Origin of the sequence: Caecibacteroides pullorum, from assembly GCF_019239235.1 — a bacterium.
Lineage (GTDB): Bacteria > Bacteroidota > Bacteroidia > Bacteroidales > Bacteroidaceae > Bacteroides > Bacteroides pullorum.
On sequence record NZ_JAAZTS010000004.1, the window covers coordinates 176141 to 199864 of the forward strand.

Annotated in this window: 21 protein-coding genes; 9 read left to right on the plus strand and 12 right to left on the minus strand. The window is 52.8% G+C overall.

Translation table 11 applies throughout. The features are described 5' to 3' along the window. The first annotated feature begins 334 nt into the window (after window positions 1-334). Window positions 335-694 (plus strand): hypothetical protein, encoded by a 360-nt coding sequence (locus tag HF894_RS05230; protein ID WP_021847160.1) that lies wholly within the window; start codon window positions 335-337, stop codon window positions 692-694. A gap of 144 nt (window positions 695-838) precedes the next feature. Here the strand turns inward: HF894_RS05230 and HF894_RS05235 are convergent, their stop codons facing one another. The 3 genes from HF894_RS05235 to mdh form a co-directional block, all read right to left on the minus strand. Then, complete coding sequence (locus tag HF894_RS05235) at window positions 839-1588, minus strand: LytR/AlgR family response regulator transcription factor (RefSeq protein ID WP_021847161.1); 750 nt, start codon at window positions 1586-1588, stop codon at window positions 839-841. Between the two features lie 144 nt (window positions 1589-1732). Beyond that, complete coding sequence (locus HF894_RS05240) at window positions 1733-3766, minus strand: histidine kinase (RefSeq protein ID WP_204969904.1); 2034 nt, start codon at window positions 3764-3766, stop codon at window positions 1733-1735. A 143-nt stretch (window positions 3767-3909) separates the two neighbouring features. After that, window positions 3910-4851, minus strand: coding sequence for a malate dehydrogenase (gene mdh / locus HF894_RS05245; protein ID WP_021846937.1), 942 nt, complete (start codon window positions 4849-4851; stop codon window positions 3910-3912). A 236-nt stretch (window positions 4852-5087) separates the two neighbouring features. On the opposite strand from mdh, the gene HF894_RS05250 reads away from it, so the two are divergent. From HF894_RS05250 to HF894_RS05280, 7 genes are all read left to right on the plus strand, one after another. Further along, on the plus strand, window positions 5088-5960 hold the full coding sequence (locus tag HF894_RS05250; RefSeq protein ID WP_021846936.1) for a coiled-coil domain-containing protein: 873 nt from the start codon (window positions 5088-5090) through the stop codon (window positions 5958-5960). A gap of 213 nt (window positions 5961-6173) precedes the next feature. Next, window positions 6174-7664, plus strand: a complete 1491-nt coding sequence (locus HF894_RS05255) for a TolC family protein (RefSeq protein WP_204971370.1) — start codon at window positions 6174-6176, stop codon at window positions 7662-7664. 61 nt (window positions 7665-7725) lie between these two features. Beyond that, complete coding sequence (locus HF894_RS05260; protein WP_204971348.1) at window positions 7726-8712, plus strand: HlyD family secretion protein; 987 nt, start codon at window positions 7726-7728, stop codon at window positions 8710-8712. Between the two features lie 69 nt (window positions 8713-8781). Continuing rightward, entirely contained in the window at window positions 8782-9957 is a 1176-nt protein-coding gene (locus HF894_RS05265) for an ABC transporter permease (protein ID WP_021846932.1), read from the plus strand. Continuing rightward, window positions 9957-11201 (plus strand): ABC transporter permease, encoded by a 1245-nt coding sequence (locus tag HF894_RS05270; RefSeq protein WP_021846931.1) that lies wholly within the window; start codon window positions 9957-9959, stop codon window positions 11199-11201. Before HF894_RS05265 ends, HF894_RS05270 begins: the two co-directional genes overlap by 1 nt. A gap of 396 nt (window positions 11202-11597) precedes the next feature. Beyond that, complete coding sequence (locus HF894_RS05275; protein ID WP_021846930.1) at window positions 11598-11963, plus strand: BlaI/MecI/CopY family transcriptional regulator; 366 nt, start codon at window positions 11598-11600, stop codon at window positions 11961-11963. A 137-nt stretch (window positions 11964-12100) separates the two neighbouring features. Continuing rightward, window positions 12101-14080 carry a M56 family metallopeptidase gene (locus HF894_RS05280; protein ID WP_204971349.1) on the plus strand — a complete coding sequence of 660 codons (1980 nt, stop codon included), beginning with the start codon at window positions 12101-12103 and terminating at the stop codon, window positions 14078-14080. 63 nt (window positions 14081-14143) lie between these two features. Here the strand turns inward: HF894_RS05280 and HF894_RS05285 are convergent, their stop codons facing one another. From HF894_RS05285 to HF894_RS05325, 9 genes are all read right to left on the minus strand, one after another. After that, complete coding sequence (locus tag HF894_RS05285) at window positions 14144-15244, minus strand: Mrp/NBP35 family ATP-binding protein (RefSeq protein ID WP_204971350.1); 1101 nt, start codon at window positions 15242-15244, stop codon at window positions 14144-14146. 13 nt (window positions 15245-15257) lie between these two features. Further along, a complete protein-coding gene (gene trmB / locus HF894_RS05290) occupies window positions 15258-16016 on the minus strand; it encodes a tRNA (guanosine(46)-N7)-methyltransferase TrmB (protein WP_204969909.1) in 759 nt (252 codons plus the stop codon). A gap of 3 nt (window positions 16017-16019) precedes the next feature. Further along, window positions 16020-16841 (minus strand): MBL fold metallo-hydrolase, encoded by an 822-nt coding sequence (locus HF894_RS05295; protein ID WP_204971351.1) that lies wholly within the window; start codon window positions 16839-16841, stop codon window positions 16020-16022. After that, complete coding sequence (locus HF894_RS05300) at window positions 16838-17890, minus strand: branched-chain amino acid aminotransferase (protein ID WP_262484408.1); 1053 nt, start codon at window positions 17888-17890, stop codon at window positions 16838-16840. The genes HF894_RS05295 and HF894_RS05300 overlap by 4 nt, the downstream gene beginning before the upstream one ends. 19 nt (window positions 17891-17909) lie before the next feature. Then, window positions 17910-18125, minus strand: a complete 216-nt coding sequence (gene xseB / locus HF894_RS05305; RefSeq protein WP_021846923.1) for an exodeoxyribonuclease VII small subunit — start codon at window positions 18123-18125, stop codon at window positions 17910-17912. A gap of 10 nt (window positions 18126-18135) precedes the next feature. Then, a complete protein-coding gene (gene xseA / locus HF894_RS05310; RefSeq protein ID WP_204971352.1) occupies window positions 18136-19377 on the minus strand; it encodes an exodeoxyribonuclease VII large subunit in 1242 nt (413 codons plus the stop codon). 2 nt (window positions 19378-19379) lie between these two features. Continuing rightward, complete coding sequence (locus HF894_RS05315) at window positions 19380-20744, minus strand: S8 family peptidase (protein WP_204971353.1); 1365 nt, start codon at window positions 20742-20744, stop codon at window positions 19380-19382. Between the two features lie 28 nt (window positions 20745-20772). Beyond that, window positions 20773-21846, minus strand: coding sequence for a tRNA 2-thiouridine(34) synthase MnmA (gene mnmA, locus HF894_RS05320; protein ID WP_204971354.1), 1074 nt, complete (start codon window positions 21844-21846; stop codon window positions 20773-20775). Window positions 21847-21912: 66 nt separating this feature from the next. Continuing rightward, the gene (locus HF894_RS05325) at window positions 21913-22407 is read right to left on the minus strand and encodes a 3'-5' exonuclease (protein ID WP_204971371.1); all 495 of its coding nucleotides are present in this window, start codon (window positions 22405-22407) and stop codon (window positions 21913-21915) included. A 157-nt stretch (window positions 22408-22564) separates the two neighbouring features. Between HF894_RS05325 and HF894_RS05330 the strand changes: the two genes are divergently transcribed. Then, window positions 22565-23623: a porin gene (locus HF894_RS05330; RefSeq protein ID WP_204969915.1), complete on the plus strand. Its 1059-nt coding sequence runs from the start codon at window positions 22565-22567 to the stop codon at window positions 23621-23623. Window positions 23624-23724: the final 101 nt, after the last annotated feature.

Consider the following 23724-nt stretch of genomic DNA (forward strand, 5'->3'; position numbering starts at 1 on the left):
GGCTTCCAACCCATGCATTGCCTGTTTTTTATGCCCAAGCCATTTCTCCTCGCCCAAATTCCCCAAAAAACAATATGAAACAATAATCTACATTTTATTACAAATATGTTACAAATTATAAGAAATACACTCTATATTGATTGAAATTTTGATTTATATCAAGAAATGAGGATTGGGAAAGCATTTTCTTTATCAATCATTTTTATGTTATAAAACACATCCATATATTTGCATCGGTAAAAAGAAAGGCTGGGCGCCCAGCCCTAGTTTCAATAGGTATTAGCTATTGGATTTATAGGATTAGTTTTTAGGATTAACAAAAATGAGAAGTATTATGAAACGTTTAGGATTAACATTCGTGGCAGCATTCTGCCTGACAGTTACAACTTTTGCTGCAGGTAACCAACCTGTAACTGAAACTGCAAAATGGGACGGTTCTATTAACGTAGCCCGATTGAGCAAATACTTGGATTTGGATAGCAAGCAGCATGAGGAAGTAGCAAACATCATCGATTTCTTCAACCGAGAGATGTCACGTGCAACCAAGGCGAAAAAGAATCGCGAACAGATGTTGCGCAACGCAGTCTACGGTAACCTGAAGCTGATGAAAAATACCTTGGATGAAAAGCAATATGCCAACTACACCAAGGTGCTGAATGTGACTTTGCGCAACAAAGGTTTCGAGATCAAATAAAGATAATCCGCAACCAACTGTTTCAAACAGGTTGTTGTTATATACGAAGAAAGCGCTAGGATCTACTCCTAACGCTTTCTTTTTTTTGTCAACACGAAAATCATGCTGACTCCCTAACCAATATATATAACGGTCGTCTTACTTTCACAAGCAAAAACGATCCTGCAATTCTTTCTTGAATTTTTTTGAGACAAGCAGCTCTGTCACCCTGTCAAAAGGAGGATACAACAGGCAACGATTGTCCTTTATCAACATCAGATAATCCATATTGATAATGTAGGACTGGTGGATCTGCACGCATCTAGGCAAGTTGCGAATAATCAAATCGGCCGTCATACCCCTGCGCAATGTCAACGGAGGATCATTGCTCAGAATGACCTCCCACAACTTACGTTCGGAAGAATAACGGAAAAAACCAATTTCTGAGGTCCGCAACACACGCATATCATTAGTCGGCGTATATACCATAAACGTATCGCTTATCGACGATGGCATCGAAGCGAGTCCTGTCCGCTGTCCTCCTTGCATCTGTTGCAGAAAACGATGCAGGATCTGATCCAACTCCTGAGGCTGAAAAGGCTTCAGCAAATAATCGAAAGCCGATTCCCGTATAGCCTCTATCATATACTTGTCATAGGCTGTATAGAAAACAACTTTCATATTCCAGATAATGCTGTCACGAATATCGCGCAACAATTCCATACCTGTCATCTCAGGCATCTCAACATCCAGAAATAGTAAATCTGGCCGTACTGCAGCAATCAACTTCTTACCCTGACGCGCATTCCGAGCAATGCCGTCCAGTGAAAACTCAGGCTTCTTCTCCAGCTCAAACGCTAAAGCTTCCGCCGCCATTTCATCATCATCCACTACTATGACCTTATATGCACACATACTAATTTGTCGTTGTTTCTGTAGCGAATATAGGCATTAAATTAATCCAATGCAAAGAATGAAATGAAAGTCTTGCACTATTTGTTTAAATAGTGGAACTATTCTACAAAAATAAAGGATTATTCGGCAATTCTTTTTTCTCGTTTAAAGTCTGTAATCGTACTTTACAGGCAAAAGAAATGAAACCTGACATCCCGTCTCACCACTGGGGAGAACCACATTGTGAACTTCCACATCCAGCGCCTGTTTGTTCTTTGCATTCAGAATCTGAATGGTTTGCATGACGACTTTCATACCGGTACCCGTTCCCCGATGAAGGCTGTTGGGACGATATCCTCCCCCATTATCTGTAATCTGAATGCTGACTTCACCTGAATCACGACGACAGATATCAATCCAAAGCCGTCTCTCTCCTTCCTTTCCACGCAACGCATGTTTCACAGCATTTTCTACAGGTATTTGGATCAACATAGAAGGCAGGAATACCAAACTTGGATGCACATCGGGCGCAATCTGGATAACAGGGAAAAAATTGTCTCCCAACGAACGCCGTTCCAAATCTATGTAAGTCTTGACAAAATCCAATTCTTCTTCCAGCGTAACACACAACTGTTCGGCCAATTCCAAATTTCTTCGCATCAGTTTCACCAAAGAAGCCAGTTCTTTTTGCTCGGTCTCTTGCTTGCGGCTCAGCATCTCCTGGTTGAGTACATTAAAAATAAAATGAGGAGACAGACGGTTGCGAATGTTTTCCAAACGCAGGGAGGAAACCATACGACGATTCTCCACCAACATCAACGCACGCTTCTTCTTATTATACAAATAGAGGAAAACAGCTACCAAAAAAGCGAGAACCGCCATGCAAGCTACAATCAGATGAGCCTGCCTGAGCCTAAGCACCTCATTCTCAGTTTCACGTATCATGACACGATGGGCCAGCAGGGTAGAGTCCTGCTGATAGCGCAAAGCCAAATCGGCCGTATGCATCCGAACACGTTCGTTGCGGATGGAGTCATCCAACCTCAAGTTGTTTTTTTGATAATAATAAGCTTGCTTGTAGTTTCCCGTTTCCTCATAAAACTGTTGCAGATATTTATTGCGGATATGTACCATGTCGGGATCAATATCGGGAGGCGTCACACTATGAGACAGCACACGACGGGCCTCACCAAACTCTTTTTGAAGCAATGCCTGTGCAATAGCTTGTGTATCCAGATAATACAAAGCAGTCGTCATCCCTATCTTTTGGAAAAAAGGCCGGCATTCATCCATATAACGAGCCGCGGAATCGGGTTGTTGCAATTGTAAAAAGCAATCGCTCAGGTTCAATTTTCCCAAGTTCTGTTCGAACATCATGTCAGGATATCCTCCTGTCAATTCAACAAGCTTTCGAAAATAAGACATGGCCGTCTGGCAATCCCCCCGATAATAATAGGACGTTCCCCGATTATTCAAATAGATGTATTTCTCATAAGGGAGCATCCGCTCATATTCCTGACCAGCCAGATTGTAGTAATAATCACACTGATCAAAATCACGTAGAGCAACGTAAACCTGCGCCAACCCATAGTAAATCGGAGTACGCTTGGTAGACGGCAACTCCAAGGAGTCGCACAGCAACAAAGCTTTTCGATACCAGGAAGCCCCCAAATCTAACTCTCCCAAACGGTTGCAGGCATCTGCAAGATTCATCAGGATATCGGGCACATCAGCAATGCGCGTCCCCTTCAGCCGATATTCATAAGCAGATTGAAAGGCCTTTTTAGCTGAATCCATCACACCTGTACGGGCAAACAGATTGCCAGCCATATTCAAACACTCGGACTGTAAGTCTGCTACTTGTGGAGAGAAAGGTTGGCGTGCAGCAAAATGCTGAATATGATGCAACACCAACCACGCTGAATCAATTTGTGAAGTCATCAGATAAGTTTTCAGCGTCAAAGACAGGTAATTATACTTCACAAGACTATCTTCTGCTTCATTCATTCGCCTCAGTGCCTCCGCTCTCATCCAACGGGGAGCGACAGAGATAGAGTCACTATGACTGGCAAAAAAAGCCTGGAAAGCATCCTGTTCAGATACTTCCTCTCTCTTCTCCCCTTCGGCACAACACGCCAACAAGGCAATCACGAAGCTTAATATCCATACAACCTGCCCTTTTATTAAAACTCTCTTCATAAATATATACTTTTCAACCTGCTTCTTTCCACAAAAATAGTCCATTTTTTTGAACGAACAATCAAACAAGTAAAAAAAACGAAAAAAGCCTCATAACTTCCTTTCAGAAGTTACAAGGCCATGTATATTTATAAAAAACTAAATTAAAGCGCACCCACTTCTTTCAGAGCAGCATTTGTCTTGTGGACAGCAGCAGCGCTGGCAGCGAACTTCGCCTTTTCATCCTCAGTAAGTTCCAGCTCAACAATCTTCTCAATGCCGTTTTTACCCAAAATAACAGGAACACCGATGCAGATATCGCTTTCGCCATATTCGCCTTCCAGATATACAGAGCAAGGAATCATCTTCTTCTGGTTATGCAAAATAGACTCTACGACATACGCTCCTGCAGCACCTGGTGCATACCAAGCCGACGTACCCAGCAATTTAGTCAGAGTAGCACCACCTACCATTGTAGCGGCAACGACCTCATTCAATTTTTCTTCACTCAAAAGGGTACTTACAGGCTGTCCTTTATAAGTAGCCAGGCGTGCCAAAGGAATCATAGTCGTATCGCCGTGTCCGCCGATCACCATTCCTTCTACCTCATTAGCATTGCAACCCAAAGCCTGAGACAGGAAATATTTGAAACGTGAGCTATCCAATGCGCCACCCATACCAATAATACGGTTCTTAGGCAAGCCAAGAGACTTCAGAGCCAAATAAGTCATCGTATCCATCGGATTGGAAATAACGACCAAAATAGCATTAGGAGAATATTTCAAGATATTTTCTGCTACAGACTTAACAATACCAGCATTAACGCCGATCAGTTCTTCACGAGTCATTCCTGGCTTGCGAGGAATACCTGAAGTGATGACAACAACATCAGAATTGGCAGTCTTCTCATAATCATTGGTGCAGCCGGTAATTACCGTATCAAAGCCCAGCAACTGAGCTGTCTGCATCATATCCATTGCCTTACCTTCTGAAACGCCTTCTTTTACGTCCAGCATTACCACCTCGTCGGCCACTTCATTAAAAGCCAACACATTAGCACATGTAGCGCCTACATTACCGGCACCTACTACGGTTACTTTTGACATAATTAAATCTTTTATTTAAAGTTGTTTAAGACAGTGCAAAAGTACGACGAGACTATCAATTAAAGAAATTTTTCCATAATAATTTTAGTTAAATGAACATTTACCTTCCAAGTAATGTTAACAAATTGACAATTAATTCCTATTTTTGCCCCCTGTAATAAACAATAAGCTGAAAATGTATAAATGCATAGCTGAAAAAGCCCAAAAACAATGATAACAATAAGCAAATCAAAACAATGAATAAAAACAAATCACTGATTATCATAGGAAGCGCCCTCGTCCTACTGCTGATAGGAGTAACCACATTACTGGTTATGGAAAAAACAACCAACAAAGAATTGGTACAAGAATTCGAATTGGAAAAAGAAGATTTGGAAAACGAATACACTCGCTTCGCACAACAATATGACGAATTGAAACTGACAATTTCAAATGATTCGCTTTCCGTTCTGTTGGAACAAGAACAATTGAAAACTCAACGCCTCTTGGAAGAATTAAGGACAGTAAAAAGCAGCAATGCATCAGAAATACGCCGACTGAAAAAAGAATTGGCCAGCTTGAGAAAAGTCATGATCAGTTATATCAATCAGATCGACTCACTCAACCAGCTGACTGCCCGCCAGCAAGAAGTAATCAAAGACGTAACACGCAAATATAACGATGCCTCCCGACAGATAACCAGCCTGTCTAAAGAGAAAAAGACATTGAATGAAAAAGTCGCATTAGCTGCACAGCTTGACGTAACCAATATTCGCATTGAGGCACAAAACAAGCGCGGACGCGAAACAGATAAGGTGAAGAATGTGGTAAAATTCAAAATAGATTTCAGCATCGTGAAAAATATCACAGCTGAAACGGGTGAAAAGACATTGTATCTGCGCATCACCAAACCTGATAATGGAGTACTGACCAAAAGCGAGGCAAATACATTCAAATACGAAAATCGAAACCTGACTTATTCCATCAAGAAATACATTGAATACACAGGCGAAGAACAAGCGGTCACAGTATATTGGAATGTAGAAGAATATCTATATGCAGGCAATTACCGTGTCGACATCTTTGCGGATGGAATCTTAATTGGCTCGCAAAGTTTTTCACTCAAATAAAAACCTAAAGAATCCTCAACCAACCATAAAGGGATAAAGCAAGACTTTCGAGAAAGAAGTCCTGCTTTATCCCTTTGCTTTATCACAAAAACGTAAGTTAACAGTTTTTTTTAAACCTGTATACAGAACTTTTTTATCTTTGCATTGTTGTTTATGCAATCATTGCCGACTGTTTCGGCAATCAAAATAAAAGCGATATAGCGTATGAATGCAATGAAAAAGTTCTTATGTTCCACCTTATTAAGCTTATCGGTCTATGTAGTAGGCGCACAACAGGTCTTGAGCCTGGATAGTTGTCGTGCATTAGCAATGGCCAACAACAAGGAGCTATTGATAAGCCAGGAGAAGATTAACGCCGCACACTATCAAAAAAAGGCTGCTTTTGCAAATTATTTACCTAAGTTCGATGCAACAGGTGCCTACATCCGTAATCAGAAGGAAATATCACTGCTGAGTGATGCACAGAAAGATGCTTTATCCAATATCGGTACCAACCTGAGCGGTGCTTTGCAGAACGGAGTACAAAACATGATTGCACAAAACCCAGGCCTGCTACAAAACCCACAATTCATGCAGCTGTTACAAGCTTTTGGAAGTGTAGACCTGGCAGGTCCGTTAAATCAGGTAGGAAGTTCTTTAGTAGATGCTTTCCGCACTGATACACGAAACATGTATGTCGGCGCCATTACCCTGACACAGCCCCTATACATGGGTGGAAAAATACGAGCCTACAATAAAATAACCAAATATGCCGAAGAACTGGCACGCCAACAGCACAGCACGGGCATGCAGGAAGTGATACTGAACACTGACCAGGCCTACTGGCAGGTTGTATCATTGGTACACAAAAGGAAACTGGCTGAAGGATATCTGGAATTGCTGAAGAAATTGGAAAGCGATGTCGACAAAATGATCAACGAAGGAGTAGCGACAAAAGCCGATGGCCTGTCAGTGAAGGTGAAAGTTAACGAAGCGGAAATGACGCTGACCAAAGTGGACGATGGGCTAAGTCTGTCGCGCATGTTGTTATGCCAACTGTGCGGACTGGACCTGACGACGGATATCGTATTGGAGGACGAACGGGAAGAAAACCTGGAAGAAGCCGGAATAGCTAGCAACCAAATCAATATGGAAAGTGTTTATGCCATACGCCCTGAAGTCCGTAGCTTGGAACTGGCATCCAAAATCTATGATCAAAAGGTGAACGTAACCCGTTCGGAAATGCTGCCTTCCATCGCCCTGATGGGAAGCTATATGGCTACCAATCCGTCCGTACTGAACAGCTTCGAAAAGAAGTTCAAAGGCATGTGGAATGTAGGTGTCATGGTATCAGTTCCTTTATGGCACTGGGGCGAAGGTATCAATAAGGTGAAAGCAGCCAAGGCAGAAGCTAACATCGCACGCTATCAGCTGGAAGAGGCGAAAGAAAAAATCCAGTTACAGGTAAGCCAGTCCGCCTTCAAGGTGAACGAAGCAGCCAAGAAACTGGTAATGGCTGAAAAGAACCTTGAAAAAGCAGATGAAAATCTGCGCTACGCCACCTTGGGCTTCGAGGAAGGAGTAATCCCTGCCAGCAATGTATTAGAAGCTCACACAGCCTGGCTTTCCGCCCAATCCGAGAAGATAGACGCCCAGATAGACGTGAAACTGACAGATCTCTATCTGAAGAAAGCTACGGGAGAACTCACATCAATGGAGAATTGAAAATGGAGAATGAAGTATTATCAATTCTCAATTATCAATTATAAAATTATCAATTATCGAAATGGATACAAAATCGCAAAACAGTAACATGCTGCTGGCCTTCCTGACACTGGTAGGCGTCATCGCAGTAGTGGCCCTAGTAGGTTTCTTCATGCTTCACAAAGGGCCGGAAATCGTCCAAGGACAAGCAGACGTCAACGAATACCGCGTATCGAGCAAAGTGCCGGGACGCATCTTGGAGTTCCGCGTAAAAGAAGGACAACAAGTGAAGGCAGGCGATACGCTCGCCCTGCTGGAAGCGCCAGACGTACAGGCCAAGCTGGAACAGGCACAGGCAGCCGAAGCCGCTGCACAAGCACAGAACGAAAAAGCCATCAAAGGAGCACGCCAGGAGCAGATCCAGGGCGCCTATGAAATGTGGCAGAAAGCACGTGCCGGCGTGACCATTGCCGAAAAATCGTACAAACGCGTGAAGAACCTGTACGACCAGGGAGTGATGTCGGCACAGAAGCTGGACGAGGTGACGGCACAGCGCGACGCGGCTATCGCTACGGAAAAGGCTGCCAAGTCGCAGTATGACATGGCCAAGAACGGTGCCGAGCGCGAAGACAAGGCAGCTGCAGCAGCTTTGGTTCAACGTGCACGAGGAGCTGTAGCCGAAGTACAATCGTACATTGCCGAGACATACCTCATTGCCCAGACGGCGGGAGAGGTTTCGGAAATTTTCCCCAAAGTGGGCGAACTGGTAGGCACAGGAGCGCCCATCATGAACATCGCCGTGATGGAGGACATGTGGGTGAGCTTCAACGTACGCGAGGACCTGCTGAAGGGGCTGAGCGTGGGTACAGAGTTTGAAGCCTACGTACCGGCACTGGACCGTGACATCCGTCTGAAAGTGTACTATATGAAGGACCTGGGCACCTACGCTGCCTGGAAAGCCACGAAGACCACCGGCCAGTTCGACCTGAAGACGTTCGAAGTGAAGGCCAGCCCAGTGGAGAAGGTCGACGGACTGCGGCCGGGCATGAGCGTGGTGCTGGAAAAATGAAGAATGAAGAATGAGGAATGAAGATTACTCCCATTTTCAATCTTCAATTCTCAATTATCAATTATCGAAATGAACGCAACGAAATACAAAGCCTTGTGGAACGTGATGAAGCGTGAAGGAAAGCGCCTCGTCTCCCGTCCGCTCTACCTGTTCTGCATGGTAGTGGCACCGCTGTTCTGCTACGTGTTCTTCACCACGCTGATGGACTCGGGGCTGCCGCAGAACATGCCGGTGGGCGTGGTGGACGAAGACATGACGACCACCTCGCGGCAACTGGTGCGCAACCTCGACGCCTTCGAACAGACGGCCGTCGTGGCCCACTACCCCAACGTGACCGAGGCACGCCAGGCCATGCAGCGGGGCGACATCTACGGCTTCTACTACATTCCAGAAGGGACTACCTCCAAAGCGCAGGCCCAGCGGCAGCCCAAGGTGTCGTTCTACACCAACAACACGCTGCTCATTGCCGGCTCTCTGCTCTACAAGGACATGAAGATGATGAGCGAACTGGCCTCGGGAGCCGCCGCCCGCTCGGTGCTCTACGCCAAGGGAGCGACGGAAGACCAGGCCATGGGATTCCTGCAGCCCATCGTCATCGACACACATCCGCTGAACAATCCGTGGATTAACTATTCGGTCTACCTGAACAACACGTTCGCGCCGGGCGTGCTGATGCTGCTCATCTTCATGGTGACGGTATTCTCCATCGGCGTGGAAATCAAGGACCGCACCGCCCGCCAGTGGCTGCGCACGGGCAACAACTCCATCTGGATATCGCTGGCCGGCAAGCTCCTGCCCCACACCGTCGTCTTCTTCCTGATGGGCATCCTCTACAACGTCTACCTCTACGGCTTCCTGCACTTCCCCTGCAACAGCGGCATCCTGCCAATGCTCTTTGCCACCCTGTGTCTCGTGCTGGCCTCGCAGGGCATGGGCGTACTGATGATAGGCGTGCTGCCTACGCTGCGCCTGGGGCTGAGCTTCGCTTCGCTATGGGGCGTGCTGTCGTTCTCGATGTGCGGCCTGTCGTTCCCGGCCATGGGCATGCACCCCACACTGCAGGCGCTGGCCAACCTCTTCCCGCTGCGCCACTACTTCCTGATCTACGTGGACCAGGCGCTGAACGGGTATCCGATGATCTATTCATGGACCAACTACGTGGCCCTGCTGCTGTTCATGATGCTACCGTTCTTCATCGCCCACCGACTGAAAGCAGCCCTCATTTACTATAAATACGTACCGTGATGAAAAAGAAACCTACGTTCAAACAACATATCAGACAGGGCGTCTACGACCTGTTCTACATCTGGCGGCAGGAATTCCGCACGACCTTCCGCGACCAGGGGGTACTGATTTTCTTCATCCTGGTACCGCTGGTCTACCCGCTGATCTACTCGTTCATCTACACCAACGAGACGCTGCGCGACGTGCCCGCCGTGGTGGTGGACGACTCGCGCAGCACGCTGAGCCGACAGTACGTGCGCATGCTCGACGCCAGCCCCGACATCCGCGTTGTGGCCCACTGCGCCGACATGGAGGAAGCCAAGCTCGCCCTGCGCAACCGCGACGCCTACGGCATCGTCTACCTGCCCGAAACCTTCAGCGACGACATTGCCGCCGGACGGCAGACGCAGGTGAGCATCTTTTGCGATATGAGCGGACTGATGTACTACAAAGCCATGCTGAGCGCCAACACCGAAGTGTCGCTCGAGATGAACACGGAAATCAAGATAGCCCGCGCCGGAAACACCACCGACCGCCAGGACGAGGTGACGGCCTACCCCATCGAATACAAGGACGTGGCGCTGTACAACCCCACCAACGGCTTTGCCGCCTTCCTGATACCCGCCGTGCTGATGCTCATCATCCAGCAGACGCTGCTACTGGGCATCGGCCTCTCGGCCGGAACGGCCCGCGAGAAGAACCAGTTCCGCGACCTCGTGCCCATCAACCGCCACTACAACGGCACGCTGCGCATCGTCATGGGCAAGGGACTGAGCTACTTCCTGGTGTATGCGCTGGTGTCAGCCTACGTGCTCTGCGTCGTACCCTGGCTCTTCAGCCTCAACCAGATAGCCCTGCCGGGCGAACTCATCCTGTTCACCCTGCCCTACCTGAGCGCCTGCATCTTCTTCGCCATGACGGCCTCCATCGCCATCCGCAACCGCGAGACGTGCATGCTGCTGTTCGTCTTCACCTCCGTGCCGCTGCTGTTCCTTTCGGGCATCTCGTGGCCCGCCTCAGCCATCCCGCCCTTCTGGCGCTACTTCTCGTACCTGTTCCCGTCGACCTTCGGCATCAACGGCTACGTGCGCATCAACAGCATGGGGGCCACGCTGAACGAAGTGCAGTGGGAATACCAGGCCCTCTGGCTGCAAACCGGCATTTACTTCCTGACCACCTGCCTCGTCTACCGCTGGCAGATCCTGCAAAGCCGCCGTCACGTCATCGAAGCCTACAGGCGCTACAAAGCCCTGCGCGGTGAGTGACGGCGGAAACGCCTTCCCAAAAGTTTTCGGCAGCCCCTCCGAGACCTCGGAAGCCTTCCCAAAAGTTTTTGGCTGCCCTCCGAACACTCTGAAACCCTCTCAAAAGTTTTTGGCGCCCCGTCCGAGACCTCGGAAACCCTCCCTAAAGTTTTTGGCGACCTGTTCGAGCCTTCGGAAACCCTCCCTAAAGTTTTTGGCGACCCGTCCGAGCACTCGGAAACCTTCCCAAAAGTTTTTGGCTGCCCGTCCGAGACCTCGGAAACTCTCCCAAAAGTTTTTGGCAGCCCGCCCAAAGACAAATAAATCCCGTCCTTTTAAACTTATTAACCTTCTGCCTATTGAAATATTACGAAATATTCGTAGCTTTGCATAGAATTCAAACTAAAACTGTATTCCATGGAAAAATTGACAAGACAAGAAGAAGAAGTGATGTTGTACATCTGGAAGCTGGAGTCCTGCTACGTGAAGGACATCCTCGCCGAATTTCCCGAACCGAAGCCGCCCTACACCACCGTGGCCTCGATTGTGAAAAACCTGGAGCGGAAGCAATACGTGAAGCCCAGCCGCGTGGGAAACACCTACCGCTACACCCCGCTCATCCGCGAAAGCGAATACAAGCGGACGTTCATGAGCGGCTTCGTCCGCAACTACTTTGCCAATTCGTACAAGGAGATGGTCTCGTTCTTCGCCAAGGAGCAGAAGATTTCGGCCAACGACTTGAAAGACATAATTGAGATGATTGAGAAAGGAAAGGAAAAGTGAAAAATTCCTTTTCAATGAAGAATGAAGAATGTCCGCCTTGCGGACAAATGAAGAATTTCTCCATCGCACAAGAAAAGTTCTTCATCCGCCACATTCTTAATTCTTCATTCCTAATTCTTCATTTTTAATTGAAAGATATGGTCTATTTTCTGAAAATCAACGTGGCGATAGCCCTGTTCTACGCCTTCTATCGGCTGTTCTTCTACAAGGACACGTTCTTCGCCTGGCGGCGGACGGCCCTGCTCTGCTTCTTCGCCGTATCGGCCGCCGTACCGCTGCTCGACATCCAGCAGTGGATTGTGCAGCAGGAGCCGATGGCAGCCATGGCCGACCTCTACGCCGCCGTGGTGCTGCCCGAGCTGACCCTGACGCCGCAGCCCGAAACGGACTGGCGGCAACTGATGGCCGACGGCATCGTCGTCGCCTACTGGCTCGTGGCCGCCCTGCTGGCCCTGCGCTTCCTCGTCCAGCTGGCCGGCATCGTCCGCCTGGCACGCCGCTGCCCCACGCAGAAAATAGACGGCACCACCGTACACCTCCTGCCCCGCGCAGAAGGCCCCTTCTCGTTCTTCCGCTGGATATTCGTCTGCTCCGACGCCCACACCGGCGACGAGCTGCACGAGATTCTGACCCACGAGCGCACCCATGCCCGCCAATGGCACTCCATCGACGTGCTGACGGGCGAACTGGCATGCATCATCTGCTGGTTCAACCCCTTTGCCTGGCTCATGAAGCGGGAAATACGCACCAACCTGGAGTACATGGCCGATGAAAAAGTCCTGGAGACCGGCCACGACTCCCGCACCTACCAATACCACCTGTTGGGTTTGTCACATCATAAGGCTGCAGCAACCATCTATAACAGTTTCAATGTATTACCCTTAAAAAAGCGTATCATTATGATGAACAAACGAAGAACCCGAGCAATAGGGAGAACCAAATACCTGATGTTCCTCCCGCTGGCCGCCCTGCTGATGATCGTCAGCAACATCGAGGCCGTGGCACGCGCCACACAGAAGATTACAACCGAAGTCATCGAGGCCGTCACGCCAGCTGAAACGCCCGACGTGCAGCCTCAGCCTGAAAACATCGTCCCCCTGCCCCAGCAGGAGAAGTCCGACAAGGTGACGTACAAAGGAAAGATTGTAGACGAAGCGGGCAATCCGCTGGGCAACGTACAGATTATCACCGACCGGAAGTTCCAGTCAATGACCACAAGCACGGTCAACGATAAAGGAGAATTCCGCATAGAAACGTCACCCGAAGCCAGCATTGCATTCCTGTACAAAGGCAAGGACGCACAGATACTGGGCTGGGCAGGAAATCCCAAAACCCTGTCCAAGATGGACTCCAATAACATGGTTATCGTCCTGAAACCGCAACAGGCCATAAACGCCCCAACCGATGGCGGTGAGGAAGTCTATGAAGTCGTAGAAAAGATGCCGGAATTCCCCGATGGAGGCATGCCGGGACTGATGAAGTACCTGTCCGCCAACATCCGCTATCCCGAAGCGGCTCATAAGGACGGGACACAGGGACGTGTCACCGTGCAGTTCGTGGTCGGCAAGGACGGCAGCATCGGCAACGTGAGCATCCTGAGAGGCGTTGATCCCGCCCTGGACGCCGAAGCCATCCGTGTCATCAGCGGCATGCCCAAGTGGAAACCGGGCACGCAGAAAGGCGAGCCGGTCAACGTGAAATACACCGTCCCCGTCATGTTCCGCCTGACGCCCGAACCGGTGGAGAAGATAGACGAGATGATAGTAGTAGGCTACCGAAACCCCGACGCCCCCGTAACGGGCGAAGTCTATGAAACCGTGGACAAGATGCCCGAATTTCCCGGCGGTATGACGGGACTAATGCAACACCTCAGCAAGAATATCCGCTATCCGGCCGAAGCCCACACCAATAACATACAGGGACGAGTGGTAGTATCGGTCATCATCAACACCGATGGCAAGGCGACCAACGCCCAAATCGTCCAAGGCGTTGCCCCCAGCCTGGATGCGGAAGCCCTGCGCGTAGCCACTACTATGCCTGACTGGACACCCGGAACCAAGGACGGCAAACCCGTGAACGTGAAGTACACTTTCCCGGTCGTGTTCCGCCTGCAATAGGAAATTCTCTCTTTACATAATTGGTTCACCACAGAGGACGCCCTTGTCCTCTGTGGTGAATGCTTATTTCTTCACCTGCACAATCCGTGTAGGTTCCATCTCGATGTTGCGCTTGTCTACCTGACGCACCACGGCAGCAGCCAGTTGCAGGAAGGCGCGGCCGGTAACGGTATCCGAGTCGAGAGCCACAGGCGTACCCTTGTCACCGCTCTCGCAGATACTCTGCACAATGGGAATCTGGCCCAGCAAAGGCACCTTCAATTCCTCGGCCAGTTGCTTGCAACCATCCTTACCGAAGATGTAATACTTGTTCTCCGGCAGTTCGGCGGGAGTAAACCATGCCATGTTCTCCACCAGTCCCAGAATAGGTACGTTCACCTTGTCGTTGGTGTACATGTCCACGCCCTTACGTGCGTCGGCCAGGGCTACCTGCTGCGGCGTGCTGACGATGACGGCGCCCGTGATGGCGAGCGTCTGGAGCAGCGTCAGGTGGATGTCACTGGTACCCGGAGGAGTGTCGAGGATGAAGTAGTCCAGGTCGCCCCAGGCGGCGTCGCCCACGAGCTGTTTCAGAGCGTTGCTGGCCATGCCGCCACGCCACAAGGTAGCCTGCTCGGGGTTGACAAAGAAGCCGATGGAAAGGAGCTTCAGGCCATACTTCTCGATGGGAATGATGAGGTCGCGGCCGTCGATGCGCTCGGCATAGGGACGGACGTCTTCCACCTGGAACATCTTGGGGACGGAGGGACCGAAAATGTCGGCATCAAGCAGGCCAACCTTGTAGCCCAGCTTCACGAGGGCCACGGCCAGGTTGGCGGCCACGGTACTCTTACCCACACCACCCTTGCCGCTGGAGACGGCGATGACGTTCTTCACACGGGGCAGCATCTTGCCCGGTTCGGGGCGGGCAGCCTGACGGCTTTCGGTACTGATAGTCACCTCCACGTCAGGCGACACGTAGGTATGAATGGCCGTTTCGGCCGATTTCAGCATGGACTTCATGAAGGGATCGGTGGGCTTCTCGAAGATGAGCGAGAAGCTGACCTTCATACCGTCGATGCGCAGGTTGTCGGCCACCATTTCGGCTTCGACAAGATTCTTGCCGTTGCCCGGGTAGCGCACGGTGGCCAGTGCGTCGAGAATGAGTTTCGGATAGAGAGTCATAATATATCTGTTTTTATTTGCTTGTCTGAAGTCCGCTCCGCTTGCTGCGGTTGTAGCTCCGGTAATCGTCCAGTTCGATTTCCACATCGGGCTCGGTGAGGGTGCCTTCGTGCGGCAGGCGGAAGCGGAGGTACTTGATGTTGAACCCGCGGTCCAGCCATTGCTGTTCGTAATAAGTGCGGATGCCGAGTATCTCGTCGGCCAGGCCAGAGTGGTAAAGGTCTTCGGTCATCACTTCAACGGGCAGGTGGTTGTGCTCCACCATATACCGGGTGTAGGTGAACATGAAGTTGCTGTCCGTCTTGAGGTGCACCAGTCCGCCATCCACGAGAAATCGGCGGTAGCGTTCCATGAAGTAGGTAGACGTCAGGCGCTTGGTGGCCTTCTTCATCTGCGGGTCGGAGAAGGTGAGCCATATCTCGCTCACCTCGCCCGGTGCGAAGAAGCGGTCGATGATCTCAATCTGGGTACGCAGGAAGGCGACGTTGGTCATGCCTGCCTGAAGCGACTCGGTGGCTCCCGTCCACATGCGCGCGCCCTTAATGTCCACCCCGATGAAGTTCTTCTCGGGGAAGAGGCGGCCCAGACCTACGGTGTATTCGCCGCGACCGCAACCCAGTTCGAGCACGATAGGACGGTCGTTCTTGAAGAACCTTTCACCCCAATGGCCCTTCATGTCGAAGGGTACATCGTCCACAACCGAATAGGGGTATTCAAACACGTGCGGGTAATCCCGCATATCTGCAAACTTGGCTAATTTTCCTTTTCCCATAATTTAGAAAGTCTCCACCCAACCGGTGTAGTTATAGAACAGCCGGCCGGCGAAGATTTGATGAAACAATGCATATTGGTCGATGCCCGTACAATGGCATACGCCCAGCCGTTGCGGCAGGTGATCGGCCAGGTAGCGGGCTATCACTTCGTTCTTCCCGGCCCCACACGTGCGGATGTGGAAGCCGCCCAATACCAGCCTCAGATTGGCGTTGGGGAAGGTATCCAGCACCGTACGAAGGATGTTGGTGATGCCGCGGTGCGAGCAGGCACTCAGCACGGCCACGTCGCGTCCGCACTTCAACACCAGCGCCAGTTCGTCGTCGAAACTGTCGGGGTGCCGTTCTCCGTCGATCAGCGTGTAGAAACGGTCGAAGTGGGTATCTTCCTCGTCAGCTATAGGCAGACGAGGAAAGACGAAAACACCCGGCAGGAGTTCCTCCGTATCGTCCACAAAGCGGAAGCGGGCGATGTCGAGGGTATCGGGGTGCATCAGGCCGTTCTCGCGCTCGTCCTTGAACTTTGGACGCAAGGCTTCGCGCTTGCACACCACCGCGGCGCGTTCGTTCAGCCGCAAGAAATGGTGCAGGCCGCCCGTATGGTCACGATGTCCGTGCGAAAGGACCAGGTAATCCACCTCGCGCAGGTCGATGCCCATCAGCCGCGCGTTGCGGATGAAAAGGTCGGATGCTCCCGTATCGAACAGTACCTTGCGGTCCCTTACCTCAACAAGCAGGGAAAGCCCGTGCTCTCCCTGCAATCCCTTGCCGTAAACAACGTTCTCGACGAGGGTCGTTATCTGGATGTCTCCGTTCACGCCTGTCATTCTACGATGGTTACCCAGCCGTGTACGTCGGGCTCGTCGCCATACTGAATGGCGCGCAGCTTGTGATAGAGCTTGGAGCTGATTTCACCCGGCTTGCCGTCCTTCGAGATAACATAGGAACGGTTGTTCTCGGGGTCATCGATGCGCTGGATGGGACTGATGACAGCAGCCGTACCGCAGGCACCGGCTTCCTCAAACGTAGCCAGCTCTTCTTCGGGGATGGGACGGCGTTCTACCTTCAGGCCCATGTCCTCAGCCAGCTGCATCAGGCTCTTGTTGGTGATGCTGGGCAGGATGGAGGTGGACAGCGGCGTGATGTAGGTGTTGTTCTTGATGCCGAAGAAGTTGGCGGCACCACATTCGTCCATGTATTTCTTCTCCTTGGCATCGAGGTAGAACTCGGCAGAGTAGCCGCCCTCGTGGGCTTCCTTGCTGGCACGGAGGCTGGCTGCATAGTTACCGCCCACCTTGAACGTACCGGTACCGAGCGGAGCCGCACGGTCGTATTTGCGCGTGATGACGTAGGGAGTGGTGGCAAATCCGCCCTTGAAGTACGGGCCTACGGGCGTGACGAAGATCAGGAACAGGTACTCATTGGCGGGTTTCACGCCTACCTGTGCGCCGGTACCCACCAGCAGCGGACGGATGTAGAGCGACGCGCCGCTCTCGTAGGGCGGGATGAAGCGTTCGTTCAGCTTCACGACCTTGAGCACAGCCTCACGGAAACGTTCGGTCGAGAGTTCGGGCATCAGGATGCCGCGGCAGGTGGATTGCAGGCGGGCGGCGTTCTCCTCCAGGCGGAAGATGCGCACCTTGCCGTCCTTGCCCTTGAAGGCCTTCAGGCCCTCGAAGGCTTCTTGTCCGTAGTGCAGACAGGTAGCTGCCATGTGCATGGGGATGGTTTCCTCGCTGCATACTTCCAGCTCGCCCCACTGACCGTTACGATGGTAAATTCTCACGTTGTAGTCTGTCTTCATGTATCCGAAGGACAGATTTGACCAATCAATTTCTTTCATATCTTTTGTATTTTGAGTATTCCTATAGTACAACTTGCAACAAAAATACTCTTTATTCTTCACTTTCTTGCTTTTCGGCCAGTATTTTTTCGATTTCCCGGTCGGCTTTCGTCAGTTTGCTCTCGCAGAAGGCGATGATTTCGTTGGCTTCCTTGATTTTTTCGGCCAGCTGGTCTATCTCCAGTTCGTTGTTGTCAATCTGGTTGACAATCTTTTCCAAGCGGGCCATAGCCTGCGAATAGGTTTCTTTTTTCTTGGGTACGGGCATATCTTGATTGCTATTTGATGTTTTTTACAATGGAAGTAAGTGTTCCCTTATGAACCTGCGTCACCAGCACGTCGCCCTCGTGCAGCCGGGAGGCGTCCTTCACGGCACGCCCGTCCTTCAGCGTCAGGCTGTAGCCACGGGCCAGAAGCTTCTCGGGCGAAGCGTCGGCCAGGCGTTGGCGGAGCAGCTCCAGCCGATGGCGGTGACGTGCCAGCAGCGTCTCTACCGAGCGGTGCAGGTCCTTGCGGGCGGTGAGCAGCTCCAGCTTGGCGGACGACACGCGGCGGACGGCCGACGCGGGGATGCGGTTGCGGCATTGGTACAGACGCCGGCGCTCCTGCTCCAGGCGGGCGGTCACACCTTCGTGCAGACGGACAACCAAGTCGTTCAGGCGGTCGGCAGCCTCGTCCATACGGGCGATGAGGTATTCGGCGGCGGCGGTCGGGGTCTTCACGCGGACGTGAGCCACGGAGTCGAGCACGGTGTCGTCGCGTTCGTGCCCGATGCCGGTAATGATGGGCAGGGGGAACTGGGCGCAGGCGGCGGCCAGCAGGTAGGTGTCGAAGCACGAGAGGTCGGACGTAGCGCCTCCGCCACGGATAATGACCACCACGTCGAACTGCTCCGCCCGGCCATTGATGGCATCCAGCGCCTCGAGAATGGATGCCTCCACACGGTCGCCCTGCATGGCGGCGGCAAAGAGGGTCACCTGGAAGGCATAGCCCCGCGGATTGTGCTCCAACTGATGGCGGAAGTCGCCATAACCCGCCGCCGTGGGCGAAGAGATGACGGCCACCCGCCGGGGCAGCACGGGCATGGGCAACTCCTTGTTCAGCGTCAGCACGCCCTCGTCCTCGAGCTGCTTCAGTATCTCGCGGCGGCGGCGTGCCATGTCGCCCAACGTATAGGTGGGGTCGATGTCATGCACGGTCAGGCTGAAGCCGTAGAGTTCGTGGAAAGAGACGCTGACCTGCACCAGCACCTTGATGCCTGCCTCGAAGGCCTGCCCCGTGCTTTCCTCGAAATAGGGACGAAGCAGGCGGAAGACGTTGCTCCAGATGACACCGCGCGCCTTGGCCACGAGGTTGTTGCCCCGCGGGTCCTTCTGCACGAACTCCACGTAGCAATGCCCCGTAGCGGGATGCATGCGCACCTCGCTCAGCTCGGCCTGTACCCAATATTCATCGGGCAGACACTGCTCCAGGCTTCGGCGCACCAGGGCGTTGAGGTCGTATAGGGATAAAGCGTCCATGGTCAGCGGGATTGGGACAGGTATTCCTGATAGGCCTGCCACAGGTCGGGCACGCCATAGCCATAAATATTGTCAGGATAAGCGGCGCGGTCGCCCGAACGACGTACCAGTTCGATTACCTCCTTGGCCGTCAGCTTGGGGCAGGCCTGCCACAGGCAGGTCACCATGCCGCACATAATGGGCGAGGCGAACGAAGTACCGTTGGCCTGCGTCAGGTTACCGTCGGTACCCATCACGTCGGCCTTGTAGCCCACAGCCACCACGTCGGGCTTGATGCGGCCGTCCGCCGTATTGCCGATGGACGAGAAAGTGGCCAGCACGCCATCCTTGCCCACTGCTCCCACGGTCAGCACGTTGTCGGCATCGCCCGGAGGGGTGATTTTCTTCCACGGACCGGCTCCCGCATTGCCCGCGCTGCATACCAGCACCATGCCTTTATCGGCCACATGCGAAGCCTGGCGCGACATCAGTGCGTACCGGCCGTCCAGCTGACGGAACTCATAGTTCTTCAAAGGGTCATCGAAGGTGTAATAACCGAGAGACGTATTGATGACGTCCACCCCCACGCTGTCCGCAAACTCGACGGCGGCCGACCAGTAGTCCTGCTCCACCAGGTTCTCGGAGTAGTCGTCCTCGCTACGCAACAACCAGTAGGAAGCCTCGGGAGCGGTGCCCACCATCACCTCCGGACGGTTCAACCCCATGCACGACCACACGGCCATGCCGTGGCTCTGCTCGGCAAAGATATCGGCACGGGGATTGACAAAGTCCTTCACACCCAGCACGCGGTTCATGTCAAAGGCCGTGATGCGGTCGGCGTTGTGATAACCCGCGTCGATGACGGCAATGGTCATCCCCTGCCCGCGGAAGCCCGCCTCGTGCAGCTTGTCGCCGCGGCTCAGCTGTATCTGTGCGGCGCCTGCACCGTAGTAGCTCTCAGGATGTTTCTCGGGGCGGTTCACCAGCGAGTCGCGTTGGGGCGTCACCACCTCCTTGGCAGGGCGCATCCACACCCGTTCGGCGGAGCGCACGAAAGGCAGGGCGGCGATGCGGCCGATGGCCGACGAGTCGTTGCACGACACCGTCACGAAGTTCTCCCATTTGCCCGTCACCACGATGTTCACTCCCTGCCGCCGTATCTCGTCCACATAGCTTCGACACACAGGCAGGTCGGTAGAGTCCACCTCCAATCCCTGGCGGTGGCGGCGCTCCAAAGCCTTCGCGGACAGGAATTCTTCCGGACGCTGCAAGGAGTACTCCGTAGCCGCCTTGTCCTTCAGGCAGATGCGATACTTCAGCGTGTCCTGTTGTGCACCCGCCGACAGGACGGTCAGGATGCCAACCAATAACCCAATCATTCGTTTCATATCATTTTCAATTTTCCATTATCCATTTTCAATTCTCAACATACATCCCTATTCCCCGTTGCGAAGCGATGAACGCCCCACCCACCACGCGACGGCCGATGTAGAACACCGCCGACTGGCCGGGTGCGATGGCCGATGCCTCTTCCTCGAAGTGCACCAGCAGGCGTCCGTCTTCCAGACGGCTCACCGTGCAGGGAATGGGACGGCTGCGGTAGCGAATGCGCACCGTCAGGCTGTCGCTTCCGAACACCTCCGCCTCGTCCGTCAGGCAGTCCTGCTCGGCCAGCATGTAGCGCGTCTTCATCTGTTCGGCGTCGCCCAGCATCACGGTGTTCTTCTGCGGATTGATTTTCAGCACGTAGGCCGGCTTGCCCAAGGCTATCTCCAGCCCCTTGCGTTGCCCGATGGTGTAGTACGGGAAGCCCTTGTGCTCGCCCAGCTTCACGCCCTCGGCATTCACAAACCACCCCTTGCCCACCTCGGTATCTATCTCGGGGCTGTGCTCGCGCAGGAAATCGCGATAGTCGCCCTTGATGAAGCACACCTCCATGCTCTCGCCCTCGTCGGCCTTCAGCGTGTAGCCCTTGTCGCGCAGGTAGTCGCGCACCTTCAGCTTGGTGTATTCGCCCAGGGGGAAAAGGCAGCGGCGCAGCACGTCCTGCCCCAGCCGCCACAGGAAGTACGACTGGTCCTTCTTGTCGTCGTCACCCGCCACGATGTAGCGTTTGCTATTCTGTTCTTCGATGCGTGTATAATGGCCTGTGGCGATGTAGGCACAACCCAGGCGGTCGGCCCACTCCGTCAGGATGCGGAACTTGAACAGCGGGTTGCACATCACACAGGGGTTGGGCGTGCGTCCCGCACGGTATTCGTCGATGAAATATTGTACGATGGTACGGCGGAAGTCTTCGCGTTCGTCGGCCACGTGGTGCTCGATGCCCATACTCTCGGCCAGACGGCGTGCCTCCACCGGCTCGTCGCCCCACACCCACATGGTGAGGCCCACAATCTCGTAGCCCTGCTCGCGCAGCATCAGGCACGTGGCGGTGCTGTCTATGCCGCCACTCATGCCCACCAAAACTCTCTTTTCAGGTCCGTTCATAAATTGTTGGTTCTATTATGGAAAGACAAAGGTACTGTTTTTTGCCCATTCTTCCGCACGCCCCGCCTACAAAATGGCCAAAGCGATGCAGGCGCAAGCCTCGGCGTCGGCCAGGGCATGGTGGTGGCGCGTCAGGTCGTAGCCGCATCGGGCGGCCACCGTCTGAAGCTGGTGGTTGGGCAGCTGCTTGCCGAAGGTACGTCGAGAGGCACGACACGTGCAATAGAAGGTATAGTCAGGATAGCCCATACCGAAAGCCTTGAAAGCTGCCCGCAGGCATCCCTCGTCGAAAGGGCTGTTGTGGGCCACCAGCGGAAGGCCCTCCAGCCGCGGAGCCACCTCTTGCCACACGGCCGGAAACTCAGGCGCACGGTCGGTGTCCTGCCGCGTCAGCCCGTGCACCTGCGTATTCCAGTAGCTGTAATAGTTGGGAAAGGGACGTATCAGTCGGTAGATTTTCTCCCTGACCACTCCGTCCCTCACGATGACGATGCCCACGCTGCACACACTGCTCCGCTCGCCGTTGGCCGTCTCGAAATCGATGGCTGCAAAGTCCTTCATCGGCATTTCCTCCTCTTTCTTATTTTGGACAAAAATAAGAAAAATATCCGCACTTTCATCGCTGTAACACAAACGAAACATGTATGACACATCTTCATAACACATATTTCCGAGCTTTGCCCCCGAAAATCAATGAAAAAACAATCAAACGATCAAAATGAAAAAAACAATCCTCCTGCTGGCGGCCGTCCTGATGGCCGCGTCCACCCTCTCCGCCCAAAGCGCGGGAAACGATGAAGACGGGAAGAAAATCGACAAGGAAAAGCTGGAAACCAAAGACTACCTGCCCAAAGTGAACGGAACCATCCGTGCCAAGTACGAATACCAGACGGGCATGGGAGCCGGCCGCTTCGAGGTGCGCAACGCACGCGTCAGCCTGACGGGCAACATCCTGCCCATCGTGGCCTACAAGGCGGAAATAGACCTCTCGGACGAAGGACAGATCAAAATGCTCGATGCCTATGCCCGCATCTTCCCCGCCAAGGGACTGACGGTGACGGCCGGACAGATGCGCGTCCCCTTCACCATCGACGCCCACCGCTCACCCCACCAGCAATACTTCGCCAACCGTTCGTTCATCGCCAAGCAGGTGGGCAACGTGCGCGACGTGGGCCTTACTCTGGGCTACGAACTGCCCACAGCCCTGCCCGTCAAACTGGAAGGAGGACTCTACAACGGCACAGGACTGACCAACCAGAAGGTGTGGCACAAGGAGGTGAACTACTCTGCCAAGGCCGTCGTCCTGCCCACCGAAGGACTGAACCTCACCCTGAGCGTGCAGGGCATCAAGCCCGAAGACGTATGGATGCGCTCCTACGACATCGGCACCTACTATGAGGCAGGCCGCTTTCATATCGAAGGCGAATACCTCTACAAGCAGTATTCGGACAACGCTTTCAAGGATGTGCACTCCGTCGACGCCTTCATCAACTACGACCAGCCTCTGAAGAAAGTCTTCCAGAAGATGTCTTTCCTGGCCCGCTACGACATGATGACCGACCAGAGCGACGCCAAGACCCGCGACGAAGCCACGGGTGCCCTGACCATTACCGACTACAAGCGCCACCGACTGACGGGCGGAATCACTTTCAGCCTCAGCAAGGCCTTCCGCACGGACATCCGCCTGAACTACGAGAAATACTTCTACCCCGAAGGCTGCATCGCCAAGGAATCGGAGCAGGACAAGGTGGTACTGGAGCTGATGGTCCGCTTCTGACGAAATGACACATTGATTTCCCGACCGCCTGAGAATCGCGTATTTCCGCCCAAAGGCAAGGCCGTCGCCAAAGAACGAAGTGTTTTTCCGTATCAAGCTAT